The following is a 17544-nucleotide window of genomic DNA, read 5'->3' as shown; positions in this document are numbered from 1 at the left end:
AGCCGAACCAAAGAAACTAGCAGATTGTACCGAACTTTCGAAGAGACAATCAATCGATCCAATATAGAAAGGCCTGTTTGAAAGTCAAGGGGCAGGGTGTTTTGGTGGTGTCTAAATTTGACCGAACGCCTCTCCACCTCGTCATGCTGACATGCTCCTGGTCAGCATCTTTCAACTCTTTCATGAAGATCCCGACCTAAAACATGTCGGGATGACGAGAGAAGATGAAACTGCGACATTACCGATGTTTTGGTTTGGGGTCCCTACAATTGTGAATTCGGCTTATTTCGCCGGCTTTTATCCGGGACATGCCTCCCAACGCGCCGAATTCTCAATCTTCCATTGTTGACAAAGAGGAATAGTTTTGCTTAATTTGAGTATTCCCAAAATGGGAATAAATATTCCCACTTTGGGAAAGGCGCATAACCGCCGTGAGAGTGATAACACGCCCTGTTTTGATTCACTTTGCCAAACGGCACAAGGATGCGGAACAATCAATCAGGGCGTGGTACCATGAGGCAAGGAAAGCGGATTGGAAGCACAGTAATGAAATCAAGGCGCTCTACGGCACTGCAAGTGTCTTGAAAAACGGGAGGGTCGTTTTCAACATTTGCGGAAACAAATACAGGCTTATTACGGCAATCAAGTTCAAGCCGAAGATAGTTTACATACGATTTATCGGAACTCATCACGAGTACGATATGATAAATGCGGAGACGATATGAGCATACAACCGATTAGAACCAGGGCAGATTACAAGGAAGCCCTTTCTTTCATTGAATCCCATTTCGATGCAAAGCCGGATTCCAGGGACGGACGCATGGTGGAAGTTCTGGCTATCCTGGTCGAGAAATACGAAGATGAGCACTTTCCGATCGAAGCCCCGACACCCGTCGAGGCGATCAAATTCAGAATGGAACAATTAGGAATGTCTAATGGAGACCTGGCGAAAATCATTGGCACGCCAGCTCGGGTATCGGAGATATTCAACGGCAAGCGAAATCTTTCTGTGAAGATGATGAAAATCCTTCATCGTAAGTTGCAAGTTCCTGCCGAAGTGCTTCTCGGCGCATAAATCGGTAGTCTCCTATTTTGTCATCCTGAGCGAAGCGAAGGATCTCTCAGTTCGGAAAGAGGAGATCCTTCGGTCGCTACGCTTCCTCAGGATGACATGTTCGGTGAAATTGAGACACTGCCCATGAATCCGAATGGGCTGCAATTCATCGCTTTTTTGTTATATTTGTAGCTGCAGTGCGCTCACTCCGATAGAATCTATCAGAGAATTGGTGGAAACATCCTATTTTGCGGGAGTAATTCAGCGGTAGAATGCCAGCTTCCCAAGCTGGACGTCGCGGGTTCGATCCCCGTCTCCCGCTCAAGATATTTGAGCGTTTACCAGGTTAACACACCCCTCCCTTCCCCCCCGCAGATTGTGTCCCCGTTCAATCACCTCCCGGAATATTAATCGAGTAAACCGGGAAAGCGCGCTTGATTTTTCTTGACTAAATTAGTGAGCTTCCCTATCTTGGCGTTAGCACCAGGGGCACTCTTGTTTGTCAGATACCCCGCACGCGCTAATTCCCTCACCGTGAAAATTTCTTAATCTGCCGGCCCCGTTCCTTTTTTTGGAATTCTTTTTTCTCGCTCGATGTTCAGGTATTAGCTTATTGTTGTCGGGATAGGTAACAGGAAAGGAGGTGACAACAATGGAGAAAGATCGAGAGATCACTCTCGAGTTCGAAGAACTCGAAGAGAAAATCGCTCCCTCTCAGGCCCCGGGGCAACTCGGGTACGAGGGGCAACCCGGTAACCAGGGCAACGGTACTCTGGGATACGAAGGCCAGCCGGGCAACCAGGGAGGCCACTAATCCGCATTCGAACTGATCCGGGCACAGGCACGGCGGACTCCATGGCACCTTTGCTGTCGGAATGCCTGAAACAAACCTGGTTCGGCTCGAGGCAAATCCAACAAACAAGAATGGCGGAGGCTTCCCTGATAGGGTGGCCTTCGCCATTTTGTATCTAACGTAATTTGGATGGAAACTTCTGAACTGAGGCTACGTAGCGATCTTGTTATCAGCCGTCACGACTTAACCGAAGAGACGGGGTTCGTCCTTAAGGACCCTGTGTCGGGGAGGTTTTTCAGCTTCAAGGAGGCCGAAGCTGTCATCCTGCGGCAGCTGGATGGAAGGAATTCTCTCGAGACCGTGAAGACGATGGCTGAACGAGAGCTGGGCGGTACGCTCCCGCGCGAGACCCTCGACCGGTTCATTAATAACCTGAGGCAGAAGGGCCTTCTGGCAGAAGGCCGGAGCGGTACGGGATCCATTCCGGCGGCACCCGGGAGGATTCGCGGAAACCCCTTCTACGTGCGAGTAAAGCTTTTTGATCCCGACCTGCTGTTCGGCCGATTGGCGAAACGGCTGGGCTTCCTCTTCACTCCGTCGTTCGTCGTCGGGTCGGGCCTTCTGATCCTGTTCGCGGGGGCGATCACGTTTTCGAACTGGAACGAGCTCAGGGTTAGTTTCGGGAACCTGCTCCAGTTTCAATCGCTCTTGTTCGCCTGGGTGGTGGTGTTGTTTGTCATCGCAGCCCATGAGACTTCCCACGGGGTGAGCTGCAAACGATTTGGGGGAAGCGTCCACGAGGTCGGATTCCTGCTCCTGTATTTCCAACCCGCATTCTATTGCAATGTGAGCGACGCCTGGCTCTTCAGGGAGAAGTCAAAACGGCTCTGGGTCACGTTTGCGGGAGCCTATTTCGAGATTTTTCTCTGGGCCCTTGCAACGATCGTCTGGCGGGTGACGGATCCCGGCAGCGTCGTGAATAATATGGCGGTGGTCATCACGGCAACTTCCGGCATCAAGTCTCTTTTCAATCTCAATCCGCTGATAAAATTGGACGGCTATTACCTCCTGAGCGACTATCTGGAGATTCCCAACCTCCGGCGAAAAGCGTTCGAGTATCTGAGAGGGACGGTCGGCAGGTTCTGGAGCTCTGCAGCAGGGCAGATGAAGAAAATAACCCCGCGCCAACGGCGGATTTTCCTCATCTATAGCGTGCTCGCCTCTGTCTATTCGTACTGGTTGTTCAGCTTTGTCCTTTCGAGGCTTGGAGGGTTTTTGACCTCCCGGTATCAAGGCTGGGGATTTGTTATATTTGTCCTCTTGCTGACAGGGCTCTTTCGGGGGACACTCAGGAGAATTCTGCGGCGCCCTCTGTCGGTTTTCACGAATAGCCAATCCATAATGAAGCGCGTAAGTAAACCGGTTAAATTTCTTGTGGTTGGAGCCGTGCTCCTCCTATTCCTCGTGTTCTACCGCGGCGAGCTCAAGGTCTCGGGACAGTTTACCATTCTGCCGAGCCGCAACGCGGAGGTCCGGGGCGAAGTGGAAGGTATCATCGAGGAAATCTTCCATGACGAAGGGGACGTCGTCGAAAAAGGCGCCCCGATCGCACGCCTCGGCGACAGAGAGTACAGCTCCGAACTGGCGAAAATCAAAGCTCAGATCGACGAGAATAGGGCGCAGCTTAAACTGCTCCAGGCGGGCGCACGGCCGGAGGAGATTGAGCTTGCCAAGACCCGTCTTGCCAAAGCCGTGGAGCGCCTTAAGTACGCGAACAAAGACCTCGACATGGATAAGTCGCTTCTTGAGAAACAGATTATTTCTCAAAAGAACTTCACCGAGACGGAGGGGACATCTGTCGTACGGAAAAAGGAGCTGGATGAGGCCGCCGACGAGCTGAGGTTGCTGCAGGCCGGCAGCAGAAAAGAGGTCATCGAGGCATTGCAGGCAAAAATCGGGAGTTTGGAAGCGCAGAAGGACTACCTTGGACGGCAGGTACAACTCCTCACGATCACAAGCCCGATCTCCGGCGTCGTCACCTCGCACAAATTGAGGGAGAAGATCGGCCAGAATGTAAAGAAGGGGGACCTCATTGCCGCGGTGAACGATATCAAGACCGTCACCGCGGAGATTTCGGTACCCGAGAAGGAGATCGCGGACGTCAGGCTGGGGGAGAAAGTGGTTCTCAAGGCTCAGGCGTTTCCGAGCCTCGATTTTGAGGGTACGGTCAGCTCGATAGCGCCCATCGCCGTGAAGCAAACAGAATTGAGGGATGACCGGACGATCCTCGTCATGACTTCCCTCGAGAATTCATCAATGCTCCTCAAGCCCGAGATGAGCGGAAACGCGAAAATCTACTGCGGCGATCAGCCTCTCATCAATATCATCGGGCGGCGGCTCGTTCGGTTCGTGAGAGTCGAATTCTGGTCGTGGTGGTGACCCGGCTGAGTCACTTACCAGATCTTCACTTTCTGCGCTTCGGAGCGCCACATCGGATCTCCCTCTTTGATACCGAATGTCGCGTCAAATTCCGGCATGTCGGTTAAAGGGCCGATGACGCGGTATTTCGCGGGAGAATGCTCGTTGCTCTTGATCTGATTGGCAACCGCCTCGGGCCGTTCGTTGACCATCCACGCAAGCGCGTACCCGAGGAAGAAACGATGGGCCGGGTCGAGGCCTGCGATCACCTGATGCTTCGTCCACTGGTCTGTCTTTTTGAAGGCCTCGTATCCCATCATGATGCCTCCGAGATCGGCGATGTTCTCCCCTTGCGTCAGTTCGCCGTTGATATGGAGGGTATCGACCGGGCTATATTCGTTGTATTGTTTGACGATCATCCTGGTTCTCGTATAAAACTTTGCGCTGTCCTCCGGCTCCCACCAGTTGTTCAGGTTTCCCTGGTCATCGTACTTGCTTCCCTGGTCGTCGAATCCATGCGTAATCTCGTGACCGAAGGTCGATCCTCCGATCACGGAGTAGAGAAGCGCATCGTCCGCCAGCTTTCGTTCGTATCCGGGGACGATGATATTGCATCCCGGCACGACGATTTCATTGTTGGAGGGATTGTAGTACGCGTTGTAGGTCTGCGGTTCCATTCCCCACTCCGTGCGGTCCACCGGCTTCCCGTACTTCGCGATGTCGTAGTCGAATCTCCACCGGTTCGCGTTCTTCACGTTGTGGACGTACGATGAACGATCGACCTCCAGGCTGCTCAGGTCCTTCCACTTGTCCGGATAGCCCACCTTCATCATGATGGTGCTCAGCTTCTGGAGGGCCTTTTGCTTCGTCGCATCGCTCATCCAGTCCAGGGCCTTGATCCGCTCGGCATAGACGCTCTTGATCGCATTACCGATCTCCATGAGCTTTTCTTTCGTTCCTTTCGGCAAATATTCGGCGACATAGACCTGGCCGATCAGCTCACCGAGGGATCCGTTTGTCTGCTCGACAACGCGTTTCCATCGCGGCTTCGGTTCCGGAACTCCGCGGAGGACGGTGGAATAGAAACTGAACGCCTCTTTATAGGTCTTATCGTCCATGTAACGAGCCAGACCCCGCACAAGATGGAACTTGAGGTAGATCTTCCAGTCGTCCAGGGGAAACGATTTGATATAGTCGTTCATTCCGGTGAGGAATTCGGGTTGACCCACGACCACGGTGTCGACCTGCTTCAACCCGACTCCGTCCATAAAGGTACTCCAGTCGAGGTTGGGGGTCGACTCGGTCAATTGCTTGAAGGACATCTTATTGTAGTTCTTCACCGGGTCGCGCGTGTCCTCCCGCTTGCGGCATTTCTCCGCGATGGCCGTTTCCATCTTGACGAGTCTCTCGGACGCGTTCCCCGCCGCTGCCTCGTCATAGCCCATGATCTTGAACATGTTCCCGACGTGTTCGGCGAATTTTCCACGGATCATCACCGTCCGGGCGTCTTTGTCGAAATAGAAATTCCGGTCCGGAAGGCTCAGTCCACCCTGGACGATAAAGACCGCATTCTTGCTGCTGATCTTATCGTCCTGGCCGACGCCAAATCCGAACATCGGGGAGCCGGAGACGGCGTGAACATATGCGGCTGCCTGCATGACGCCCTTCGTATCCTTGATTCCGTCGATCATGTCAAAGTCGCTCTTGAGATCCTCGATCCCCCTCTTGTTGAGCGCGACGCTGTCCATTCCGGTGAGGAAGAAATCCCCGATCTTCTGCTTGTTGCTCCCCTTCTCCGCGTTTGTCAATCTGGCGGACGACTCACACACATCGCGAACCTGCGCATTGATCGTATCCTGGATCAACTGCCAGAGTCCGTTGCTCTGCTCGCTTGAAGGAATCGGATTTTCCTTAAACCATTTTCCGTTTGCATAGAGGAAGAAATCTTCCCCGGGCTTCACACTGGTATCGATGTGAGAAACAAGCGGGTCGGTCGCGTCCAATGCCTGTCCGTCCTGACCATACAGGGCAAACGGGGCGACCAGGAAGCTGGCGATAGTAAGGAGAGAGAGGATGAACTTGTTCATGATGTACTGTTCTTTCGCGTAATTGTGTGATGAGTAACAGATTTTTGCCGGTGGATCAGCGCCTCCCCGGCACAAATGTACCAAGATTTTTCCTAAAACCCAAGGAAATAGAGGGTCTGGAGAAGGCGGTCGTTTGCGATGGTCGCGCCAATATGCTATCTTTGGTACGCGAAGAGGGGTGGTTTGTTACGAAAGGTGGAGGTTACTTAGGCAGCCCCGGATCGTGTGTTCTTAAGTCATTCCCGGACGCTTAGCTCAGCTGGTTCAGAGCACCGCCCTTACAAGGCGGGGGTCGCTGGTTCGAACCCAGCAGCGTCCACCACTACAGCAGGAATCCCTCCGAAAACCCGATCTGCCAGACCAGGAATAATCCGAAGCCGACGCTCACCACTCCCGCCGTGGTCTGGACGATTTTGTTGATGCCGTCATGCTTCGCAGTGATCGCAAATGGAACACTGATCAGTGCGCTCATGAGGAACATCCCGCCCACCGACCCAAATCCAAAAATAGCGATGTATAGCAGGGCCACCATTCTGGAGGAAATCGCCGCGAGGACGACGAGCATGAGCGCCGCGCTTCCTGCCATTCCATGTACCATTCCGATCAGAAACGGTTTTCTGGATGTCTTCACTGCATGATGACCCGCCGCTCCGTGAGGGTGGCCGTGCGCAGCCGCCGGTTCATGAAGATGCGGATGGATATGCAGGTGGTGGTGATGCGTATGAGTATGAAGATGGAGAGTCGCGCCCTTCCGGAGTTTTCGGAGCAAGTTGGCACCGAGAATGACGAGCATGATGGCTACCGCAAATTCCATCCCCATGGCAACCCGGTCGGGTATTTGAACTCGGAAGAGAATGACAAGAAGGCCCACGATCAGAAGCGATGCCGTATGACCGAGACCCCAGAGGGCTCCGACAAGCGAAGCGCTTACGAGCCCCTTCCTCTCGCTCACGATCGTGGAGACCGCCACAAGATGGTCCGCATCGAGAGCATGCTTGAGTCCGAGAACAAAACCCAGCCCGAGGACAGAGAGCGATCCGGTCCTCAGGGGAGTTGAGGAACCCCAAAAATCCACAGGCAGATGGATGCCCGTTTGAGCGAATGCCTGAAACGTGATGACAAGCCCCGCCACGGTTACTATCAGCGCGCTTCCCACGGGAAGCCAGCGAGCCAGCCTTCCTGTCGTGTTGAACCGCTCAAAAAAGCGCCGCGCGTACACCATGAGAAGCCCGATCCCCGTCAGCACACCGGCGAGCCCGACGCTGAACGAGACAATGAGAAGCAATCCAAACCCGATGCGTCCTAGCGCGACAGCGCTGAGCAGGACGACGATCGCAGAGGGACATGGAAGCATTCCGCCCGACACTCCGAGGGCGAGCAAACTCTTCCATGTAACAGGCGTCCCGTCGGCCCCGGGCGGAAGATGATTGTGCGCATGGCTCCCCTCGTGATGGTGCGAATGAGCATGATCGTGAGTATGAACATGATCGTGACCCTCACCGTGTTCATGAACGGGATGCCCATCCTCCGGCTGCGTCTTGCCACGAGCCAGGCGAATGCGTTTCCGGGCCAGCGAGAGACCGATCCCCACCACGATGAGGCCCGATACCATCCCAAGCCAGGGAAATAAATTTTCTGGAAGGATGTAGCGGGATGCGAAGAGCGCTATAAGCCCCATGAGGAACACGCCGATCGTGTGAGTTGCGGTCACCGTCAGTCCGAGGAAGGCGGCGTGTTTTGCGGTGCCCCGCGACCCGACAAGATACGCGGCCACGATCGTCTTGCCGTGGCCCGGCGTGAGAGCATGTCCCGCTCCAAGGATAAAGGCGATCAGTAACGAGAAGAGCATTACCGGTCCGCTCAGCTCTTTCGGAGAAATCAATTCCGCAAACCCGTCTTTGGTCCGGGAAATGACCTTCCGGGTCATCGACGCAACCGAGAAATCTGCCGATGAATTCCCGGGTGAAAATCGAATCTTCGCCTCGGAAATCTTGACGGGATTCGAAATCCGGTCGGCAGGATAGTTCCGCAACTCGTCCGTAAGATCGTCCGTCCCGACGGATGATTGCTCGAGTTCGGCGCCGGAAAGTGGGCGAACAACGATTTCCTTCCATCCGATCCGGTCGTCGAAATTGTGATCGAGGAAGGAAACGTCGTGCGTGCGGCTCTCTCCTGAGAGCGGAGCTTCGAATATCGACGTCAGCCGGGTGGTTTTCAACCCGCCCTGACCTTCGGGAAATGACAACTCATGCACGATCGGATGTGCCTCGACCTGCGTTCCATCAACGGAGAGCCGGAACGCTCCTGCGATCTCCGCAAGCTTTGCCTCCGCATAACGGTTCCGCTCCTGTTCGTCGGCAACTCCGTCATGATTGGCATCGATCTTCGTGAACTCCTGGATTGACGGAATCTCCGCGACATCCATCACATAAACGAGCCGGATCGCCCCACGTCCGGGTTCGATTCTGGTGTACCGGTTGATGCTGAAGATCCCGAGAGGATGACTCTGGGAGATTCCTGCGATCGCGAGAAGCAGGAAGAGGAGATATGAAAGTTTTTTTGTCATTTTTTGGGTTGGAGATCCTTCGCGAAGTTTATCCCGCGCAGGCGGGACTCAGGATGACAAATAGGCGCTCAGGATGACAGTTTATTGATTCCCCGCGATTCCGGGAGAATTCTTCATCTGCTGATTCACATCCGGACAAAACACATTCACAAATCGGTTTTCATTCTTCGCCCTCGCGAAGTACGCATCCGCGCTATCCTTGATGCCCGCCGCGGCGTAAATGGCGCCGGCGTGATAGTGGAGATTGAAGCTCCTCGTCCGGAGGCGCATCGCCTTCTCTATATATGGTACCGCCTCAGCTCCCTTGCCGTTCTTGTAGAGCGTCCAGGCATACGTTTCCAGAACATCGATATTGTCGGGGCGTAGGTCAAACTCCTTCTTCGCGCGGTCGAGCGCTTCCTTAAGATTCATCCCGTGGTTCGCGCAGAACATCGCGTATTCCCTGTTGATGTTCCATCCATCCTTCTCATGCTGTTCGAACGCTTGCAGCACGATCTTCGCCACGCCGTCGGCGCTCTGCGTCTGGCCCGTCGCGCGGTAGATGTCGGCCAATTGCTCGACAAAAATATGTTCCGGGGTTTGCTGGTAGGCCTTCGTGACCAGCTCGACCGCTTCCTGTGTCTCTCCCTTCGCCCGCCTAACCTGTGCCAGGCCGCTCATCGCATAGGCATAGTCGGGACGCTCCTCCAGAATCCCTTTGAAGATGTACGCCGCCGTATCCAGGTTGCCCTGGTTCAGGAAGAGCTTCCCCAGGTTGTAGAGCGCCCAGGCACGGTTCTCCTGACCGTAGACCCCGGCATCGGCGGCCATCTTCATGGCTTCAACAGCTCCCGGATTGTCTCCGTGCAGTTCGCGCAGGTATGAGGCGCGGGCATAGGACCGGAGATCCGGCCGAACGCTGAGCATCCGGTCGCAGGTTTTGACAGCTTCCTCATACCGCCCCGATTCCACGAGCGCGTCGCAAAGGACACCATATCCGATGGCACTGTGAGGATTCTGCTTCACGGCATCCTCGGCGAGCTCTCTTGCCTCTCCGAAGTGATGCATCGTCATCAACATCGTTCCTTTGATCATCCGCGCGTCAAAGTTCTGCGGATCGCGGTTGAGGGCCTCGTCGATCAGATACCTCGCCTTCGGCATATACTCATGGTGCCGTCCGGTGACACGCGCTTCCTGCAGGTACAACTGGGCGAGCTCGAGATAGTTCTTCACGGTCTCGGGATGCTTTCGGATTTCGTCGCGATAATACTCCACCGCCTTCTGCGCGTTGAGGAATTCGGTCGAGGCATTGGCGCTCCCCCCTCTCAGACTGAGGGACGGGATCTCAGGTCCGGAGTTCCGCTTCAACAGCGCAAAGTACGCCGCCACGCCGAGCCCGGTGACGACAAGAATTGCAATGACTATTTTGGAGGATTGTTTCATATTTGTCCGTTTCGAAAACAGGTGGGAAGCTCCGGCCCCATCATCACCATATCTTGTCCCCATGGGGAACCAGTAGCCGGAGCTTTCACCATCTGCGTAAGGTTACACATTACTTTATCAACATTGCCTTCTTGGCGGGGAGGATCGAACTGCCGACCTGCAGCCTATAGAAGTAGACACCGCTCGCCAGACCCGCTTTTCCGTTCCCGCCGCCGACAGCCGCATCCCAATTAACCGAATAGGTTCCCGGATTCTGCCGGGCGTCGACCAGTGTGGCAACTTCCTGACCGGCCTCATTGAACACCTTGAGAGTGACCTGGTCGGTCCCCGAGAGATGATACTTTATCGTCGTCGAAGGGTTGAACGGATTGGGATAGTTCTGATCGATGAAGAACGCCTTCGGCACGCTCAGGCCCATGAAGTCCGATCCGACGCTCGTCGGCCCTGCGGGCGCGGACGCAGTCAGTTGCTTCACGTAGTCCCATCCGCGGTGGGGATCGGCGAGATACGGGAACGTCGATTGGAACGGCACGTCGTTCTGTGTCGGCCCGGCGTTGTACAACAGATGCCCGACGAGAGCACCGGAGGCGAGGTCGGAATAATCGCCCGCGACGGCATCGTTAAACGGCAGGCCGACCGCTGCAAGAACCAGCCCGCCGACCGCCTGGAGCTCGATGGTTGTCACATCGTCTTCGAGCCGTCGTCCGTTCGGGAACCCGTCCATATGAGGTATCGCCTCAAGATTCTTGCTCGTGTTGTAGGGCGCGGCGGTCAAACCGAGAACGGCCGCCCTGATGAGGCCCATCCCGGCGTACTGATTGTATTCCGACGTGCCGCGAGGCGTCACCGGAGTCGCCATGTTCAGGCGAAGCAAGTCCCCGCCATATAACTTTCCATTGTCGAGGGTGATCGGCAGGAAATTGTTGATAAACGCCTTGCCGGTATCGAGCGGTCCGCCGTCCTTGCCGGTCGCGAGCTGGTAGGGAATGAGATTCGGAACACCGAAGTAGAAGATCGGATAGATGTCGACGAGGCGGGGTTTTCCGCTGTCGACCAGCGAGGGCTGAACGCCGGCGGCGAACGCTGTGCCTGAAAGGTTCGGCGGACTCGCGAGCTTCGTGACCGCCCATGCGCCGTCGTGGAAGTTATAGAAATTGAAGCCGGGGGTCGAGTAACCCGGGATGACTCCGACCGCCGGATACGACTGCGACTGTATCTGGAGCGACGCGAAGGAAGGGATGGCGGCGGCATAGAGAGTCGAGTCCATGTAGAGCGCGAGCTCCGGGTTGGCGAAGTAATCGACGAACCCCTGCTCCTCGGCGCTGTACGGAGAGACGGCGTTCCAGTAATCCTTCTGACCCAGCGGGATGATCACTTCATTCGTCAGCGGCATTCCGAGGCGCGAAACCTGGACCCACGGTCCCGACTCTACCGGCGGACCGCCGGTCAGCGACAGAGTGCGGATACGTTGTCTGCTGGCGGAGGCCCACACTCCGATCACAAAATCGGGATCAAGAATATTGGCGGCCTGATCGACCGTCTTCCCGTCCTTCTGCAGCACGCTGATCGGAATGTTCATCACGATCGCGTGTGTATTGAAACCGGCGACCGCATCGCGGGCATTGGCGGCATTCCCGGGATCGGTTCCGAAGGTGCTGCGCGTTTGACCCAGATCGAAGACGCCGCCCAGATCGACAAAGAAGGGATCGTCGCGCGGCCCGCAGAAAATCTTCTCTCCGGATCCCGCCGTCACGATCGAATTCGCTACGAGCGCGCCGTAGGTTGTGTTGAGTCCCACTCCGGTCTCGATTGAACGGGGCCCGATGTTGTTGGGAGGAACAGAGCCGCTGGCGATCTGTGAAAAGCCGCCGCCATTGACACTCTTGTCGCACACGAACGTCGTCTTGAGATTTTGCTTTCCGAGACGGATGTTGAAGAAGGTCGAGGAATCTTCATTTTGTTTGGTGAAAGTGAACCGGTAGGTGATATCATCCCCGGCACTCCCCAAAGGGCCGACGGTGGTCTTATTCTTTATGTGAATTTCATACAGGATGCCCTCCCCGAACGACGCATAGTTGGGACCGCCTTCCGGGAGTTCGAGCGGGATATAGTTTGCCACGATCGTGACGACGCTTGTGTCATACGGATTCCGGTAGGCGTACAAATCGGTGTTGTCGGCAAGGGGGTCGGCGCTGATAATGGGCGCTTCCCGGTGGCTCGACGCATTGGTGGAATTCCGGAGTCCAAAGACGATCGCAACAGCGATGCATGCTCCGGCGATTGCCAGCAAGAACAATTTCCTCATGACACACTCCTGATGGATTGTGGGTGTTGATTTGGTGGTTATTCGAACCTGTTTCCTCCCCCGAGCCGAGGAGCCTGCAGAACCCTGATACCTACCTCAGGCAGACCAAAATAGCCAACTTTGCTGTCTGAATCAAGCGGAATCGGATCGGAAATCCATCTACTGACCGATCCCGCTAAGCGAGGTTTAACCTATATACGATACTTACCCGGAATCGGATTCCTTACTCGATCCGAGATCCATGACAATTATTTGCCGGATTCGGACAAAACAAAAGCCGCCCCCTTGTTAGGAGACGGCTTTCTTCCTACTCCATGTAAATTTGATTTGTCGGGTGGTTGCTGAATTTCAACTGCCGAGCCGAGCGAACGCAGGCTAAAGCCTGCGCCTACCAAGCCCGAGGCATCGGTAGGCGCGACCTTCAGGTCGCGTGGCTGGTGAACTGCTGCGATCTTGCCACGCAGCCGAAAGGCTGCGCCTACCGGGACCGAGACGCCACCCTTATTTCACCAGAGTCGCCTTCTTCGTTGATACGAGCTCCGACCCGACCGTAAGGGTGATGAAATATGTTCCGCTCGCGAGACTTCCTGCATTCCAGTTTGCCGCGTAGGTTCCGGGCCCTTTCTCCTCATCGACCAGCTTTGCGACTTGCTGACCGATCTGGTTGTAAATCGCGAGTTTCACCGCGCCTGCCGTAGAGAGATGATAGCGGACCTCCGTCGATGGATTGAACGGGTTGGGATAGTTCTGGTCCAGCAGGAACGCCTTGGGTGCGCTCGCTCCCAGAAAGTCCCCGGTGCTCATCTTGGTTGCCGCCGGAGGCGCCGAGGCGACCGTAAGCTGCTTAACGTAATCGTAACCGCGATGGGGCTCGGGAACGTACGGAAACGCCGCCAGGATCGCTTCGTCGTTCTTTGTCGGCCCGCCGTTATAGCCGAGTTCGGCAAGAAGCTTCGGCGAAGCGAGGTCCGAGTAGTTCGCCGCCGTCGCATCGTTGAACGGAAGCCCGACCGCACCGAGGACGAGTCCGCCCACCGCCTGCAATTCGATCGTGGTCACATCGTCCTCAAGCCGCCTTCCGTTCGGGAATCCATCCATGTGCGGTATCGCCTGGAGGCTCGGATTGGTGTTGTAGGGGGCTGCAACCAGTCCAAGCACGGCCGCCCGGATGAGCCCCATCCGTGCGTACTTCGTAAATTCGTCCGTCCCACGGGGCGTGACCGGTGTCGCCATGTTCAGACGGAGCATATCGCCGCCGTACAATTTCCCGGCATCGTTTGTGATCGGGAGAAAATTGTGGATGAACGGCTTCCCGGCGCTCAACGGTCCGCCGGTCTTACCGGTGGCAAGCTGATAGGGGATCGCGTTCGGGACTCCGAAGTAAAAGATCGGAAAAATGTCCGCCAGTCGCGGTTGCCCCGCACCGACAAGTCCGGGCTGCACCGGGACCGCGAACGCCGTGCCGGATAGATCGGGCACGGGGGAGAGGTGTGTTACCGCAAACGCCCCGTCCTTGCCGTTCCGAAAATCGAAGCCCGGGGTCGAGTAGCCCGGCAAGACGCCGATCGCCGGGAACGATTGAGACTGGACGCGGAGAGGGCTGAGTCCCGGAACCGCGCCTCCGAACTGGCTGTCGTCCATGTAGAGGGCGAGCTCCGGGTTCGCGAAGTAATGAACAAATTCCTGCTCATCGGCGCTGTAAGGCGTGACGGAATTCCAATAATCTTTGTCGCCGATCGGAATGAGGGCTTCATTCGTCAGCGGCATTCCCAGGCGTGAAACCTGCATCCAGGGTCCGGAAGTCTTCGGGGGTTTCCCGCCGTCCGAGAGGATGGAGAGCTTTTGCCGGCTGGCCGAAGCCCAGACTCCGATCACAAAATCGGGGTCGAGGATGTTCGATGCCTGCGAGACAGACTTGCCATCCTTCTGCAGAAGGTTAATCGGGATTTTCATGATGATTGAATGGGTGTTGAAGCCCGCGACCGCGTCGCGGGCCGTATTCGGATCAGACGGATCGCTCCCGAACGAGCTGCGGGTTTGCCCGAGATCGAAAATCCCACCCAGGTCGACAAAGAAGGGATCGTCGCGGGGACCGCAGAACACCGTCTCTCCGGTGGACGCGGTCGCAATCGCGGACGTGGCAAGCGAGTTATACGAAGTGTTGAGGCCGGCGCCTCCCTCGATCGACCGGGGACCGATATTGTTGGGCGGGACGACGCCGTTCTGTATGATCGTGACGAATGCCAATCCGCCGACGCTTTTTTCGCACTTGTAGGTCGCCTTCAGGTTCTGTTTTCCGAGGCGAATATTGAAAAAGGTCGTGGGATCTTCGTTTTTCAGAGTAAACGTGTACCGATACGTGATGTCATCCTTTGCGCTTCCGAGTGTAGCAACGGAGGTCTTGTTCTTGATATGGATCTCATACCGGATGTTCTCGCCGAAATTTCCGTAGTTCGGGCCCCCTTCGGGCAATTCCAACGGAATGTAATCCGCCACAATGGTGACGAAGTTTGTGTCATCCGGACACCGGAATGCGTACAGATCGGTGTTGTCGGCAAGGGGATCGTTCGTAATGAGCGGCGCTTCCCGGTGACTGGAAGCGTCGGTCGGTTGCCGGAGAAGGAACGTCATCGGCGTGAGTATCGCAGCCGCCAGCGCCGCGATGAGAAAATATTTCTTCATACAACCTCCATGATTGGATTGAATCTTACGGAACGATGAATTAGTGAAATGGATGGAATAGGCAACTGTTTCACGCGCTTACTGTCGCGGGAACCGGTCGATATTGATCATACGTAACGGGACTGGAAACGGATCAGCAACCCCGGCGGGGTTCAGGCGGGCGGATAGGAGAAAATTGCCTCGAGGGATCGGGTCAGCGTGGGATATCGGAATTCATAACCGGCGTTCAGAAGCTTTTCGGGGATCACGCGTTGGCCGGTGAGGATCATCCCCGCGAGCTCCCCGAGGGCGAGGCGCAAGACAAACCCCGGGACCGGAGCCCAGCATGGACGCCTCATCACCCTTCCAAGCTCCAGGGAAAATTCTTTGTTCGTCACATGTTCCGGAGCGGCGACATTGACGGGGCCCGAGAGATCGGTATGTTCCAGGGCGAACATGATGATGCCCACCAGATCGTCGCTATGAATCCAGGGAAACCACTGGCGGCCGGAACCAAGCCATCCCCCCGCGTAGAGACGAAACGGCAGAATGAGCTTCTTCAGGGCCCCCGCCTTTCTGTCCAGAATGATGCCGAAGCGAAGCCTCACTACTCTCACCCCCATGCGTTCGGCATTCCATGCCTCCTGTTCCCACGCCCAGCAAAGTTCAGACAGGAAGTCATTTCCCCGGGAAAAGTTTTCAACAACATCCGCTTCTTCGACGCTCCCGTAGTAACCCACCGCAGAAGCGTTAATCAGAACGGACGGTTTTTTGGGTGCGTGTCGAATGGCGTCGACGATCGCGCGCGTCGACTGGATGCGGCTGTCGATGAGCATCTGCTTCCGCGACCGCGTCCACCGCTTGTCGGCGATATTCTCGCCCGCCAGGTTGATGATGGCGTCAACTCTTTCGATGCGATTGATCCATGGACCGGGGTGCACGCCGTCCCAATGCTCCGCTTCGACGAGCTGGGAGGAAAGCCTGACCGATCCCGGCGTTCTCGTGAGGACAACCACATGGTGCCCCTCTTTGGTGAGCCTCGGGATCAGCAGGCTCCCGATGAATCCGGTCCCGCCGGTGATGAGAATTCGCATGAAGGCCTTCCTTGGATTGTGGGTATGATACAGATTTTGGAAGTAATTTGCCACCGCAAGGGGGGTGCCCTCCTTCACTTGAACTCGTCATGCTGACATGCTCCTGGTCAGCATCTTTCAACTCTTTTGGAAAGATCCCGACCTGGAACATGTCGGGATGACGAGACGAGATGAAAGTGAGACTCTACCAACGCAGGGTGAGCTTGTTTCTCTCGGCCTTCCCCCCTATCTTGTGAACATGCACATGGCAAATCCCATGTAAGCCCAACATTTCCTAACTGCCCTTGTGAACCCGCCACAATTTCATCGCGTCACATCTCTCGAAATGCCCGAGCTGCAGCCCTATCGAACACTTCGCCGGCCTCTTGAGCACATTCGCCAGGGATTCTTTGTCGCGGAAGGCGACAAAGTGGTCCGCCGCCTGCTGGCGAGCGATCTCAAAGTCGTTTCGATCCTCCTTACACCAGAATGGTATGAGCAACTCTTCTCCGGCGATTCTCCAGAAACCGCCGGTCTTATTGCCCGGGTCGAAAACGCTCAGCTCTTTGTTGCGGATAAAAAACTTCTTGAATCAATCGTCGGCTTCAACCTTCACCAGGGTATAATGGCCGTCGCCACCATCCCCTCCCCCAGGACTCTCGAAGAGATTATCCAGGAGTTGAAGCCTCCGCGGTTGCTTGTCGCACTTGAGGGTCTTGTGAGCGCTGAGAATGTCGGTGTGGTAGTGAGGAATTGCGCCGCCTTCGGCGTGGATGCTCTTATCGTAGGAGAAACGTCAAGCAGCCCCTACCTCCGGCGTGCCGTCAGGAACTCGATGGGAACCGTTTTCAAGCTTCCGGTTGTCCACGTCGATGACCTCGCACGATCCTTGACGCTGCTCTCAAGAAACAATGACATGATGCTCGTCGCCGCCGCCCCAGGCGGGAACAGATCTCTTCACGAAATCGATCTCAGCAGGAATTGCTGCCTGGTGCTGGGAAACGAGGATGCGGGGATATCGGCGAAGATCCTGGAACTTTGCGACGAGCGGGTCGCAATTCCGATGTCGGACGGAGTCGATTCGCTCAATGTCGCCAGCGCAAGCGCGGTGTTTCTCTACGAAGCGGCGAAGTCGAGGGCGTTGGCCGGAAGGCGGTGAGGCCGG

At 55.9% G+C, this 17544-nt stretch carries 11 protein-coding genes and 2 tRNA genes; 7 read left to right on the top strand and 6 right to left on the bottom strand.

The window, feature by feature from the left end; all coding sequences use genetic code 11:
* The first annotated feature begins 431 nt into the window (after positions 1-431).
* The 5 genes from VI215_10720 (at position 432) to VI215_10700 (ending at position 4286) form a co-directional block, all read left to right on the top strand.
* The gene (locus VI215_10720; protein ID HEY6192781.1) at positions 432-725 is read left to right on the top strand and encodes a type II toxin-antitoxin system HigB family toxin; all 294 of its coding nucleotides are present in this window, start codon (positions 432-434) and stop codon (positions 723-725) included.
* Complete coding sequence (locus tag VI215_10715; GenBank protein ID HEY6192780.1) at positions 722-1075, top strand: helix-turn-helix domain-containing protein; 354 nt, start codon at positions 722-724, stop codon at positions 1073-1075. Before VI215_10720 ends, VI215_10715 begins: the two co-directional genes overlap by 4 nt.
* 229 nt (positions 1076-1304) lie before the next feature.
* Positions 1305-1376, top strand: a tRNA-Gly gene (locus VI215_10710).
* Between the two features lie 330 nt (positions 1377-1706).
* Positions 1707-1868, top strand: a complete 162-nt coding sequence (locus VI215_10705; protein HEY6192779.1) for a hypothetical protein — start codon at positions 1707-1709, stop codon at positions 1866-1868.
* Between the two features lie 258 nt (positions 1869-2126).
* Positions 2127-4286 carry an efflux RND transporter periplasmic adaptor subunit gene (locus VI215_10700; protein HEY6192778.1) on the top strand — a complete coding sequence of 720 codons (2160 nt, stop codon included), beginning with the start codon at positions 2127-2129 and terminating at the stop codon, positions 4284-4286.
* Between the two features lie 14 nt (positions 4287-4300).
* Here VI215_10700 and VI215_10695 read toward each other — a convergent pair whose 3' ends face one another.
* Entirely contained in the window at positions 4301-6352 is a 2052-nt protein-coding gene (locus VI215_10695; GenBank protein ID HEY6192777.1) for a M13 family metallopeptidase, read from the bottom strand.
* Between the two features lie 244 nt (positions 6353-6596).
* Between VI215_10695 and VI215_10690 the strand changes: the two genes are divergently transcribed.
* Positions 6597-6674 (top strand) — tRNA-Val (locus VI215_10690).
* Here VI215_10690 and VI215_10685 read toward each other — a convergent pair.
* The 5 genes from VI215_10685 to VI215_10665 all read right to left on the bottom strand — a co-directional run bounded on the left by VI215_10685 (position 6675) and on the right by VI215_10665 (position 16400).
* Positions 6675-8918 (bottom strand): hypothetical protein, encoded by a 2244-nt coding sequence (locus VI215_10685; GenBank protein ID HEY6192776.1) that lies wholly within the window; start codon positions 8916-8918, stop codon positions 6675-6677. It abuts the tRNA gene before it with no gap.
* An 81-nt stretch (positions 8919-8999) separates the two neighbouring features.
* Positions 9000-10340, bottom strand: coding sequence for a tetratricopeptide repeat protein (locus VI215_10680; GenBank protein HEY6192775.1), 1341 nt, complete (start codon positions 10338-10340; stop codon positions 9000-9002).
* Between the two features lie 109 nt (positions 10341-10449).
* Positions 10450-12645, bottom strand: a complete 2196-nt coding sequence (locus VI215_10675; protein HEY6192774.1) for a DUF4331 family protein — start codon at positions 12643-12645, stop codon at positions 10450-10452.
* Positions 12646-13146: 501 nt separating this feature from the next.
* On the bottom strand, positions 13147-15327 hold the full coding sequence (locus tag VI215_10670) for a DUF4331 family protein (protein ID HEY6192773.1): 2181 nt from the start codon (positions 15325-15327) through the stop codon (positions 13147-13149).
* Positions 15328-15479: 152 nt separating this feature from the next.
* Complete coding sequence (locus VI215_10665; protein HEY6192772.1) at positions 15480-16400, bottom strand: TIGR01777 family oxidoreductase; 921 nt, start codon at positions 16398-16400, stop codon at positions 15480-15482.
* 325 nt (positions 16401-16725) lie between these two features.
* Between VI215_10665 and VI215_10660 the strand changes: the two genes are divergently transcribed.
* On the top strand, positions 16726-17538 hold the full coding sequence (locus VI215_10660) for an RNA methyltransferase (protein ID HEY6192771.1): 813 nt from the start codon (positions 16726-16728) through the stop codon (positions 17536-17538).
* Positions 17539-17544 lie beyond the last annotated feature (6 nt).

The sequence above is a fragment of the Bacteroidota bacterium genome (assembly GCA_036522515.1).
Lineage (GTDB): Bacteria > Bacteroidota > Ignavibacteria > UBA10030 > SZUA-254 > VBOC01.
Note: the sequence above shows the minus strand (reverse complement) of the source record. Positions and strands in the feature narration are given on the sequence as shown.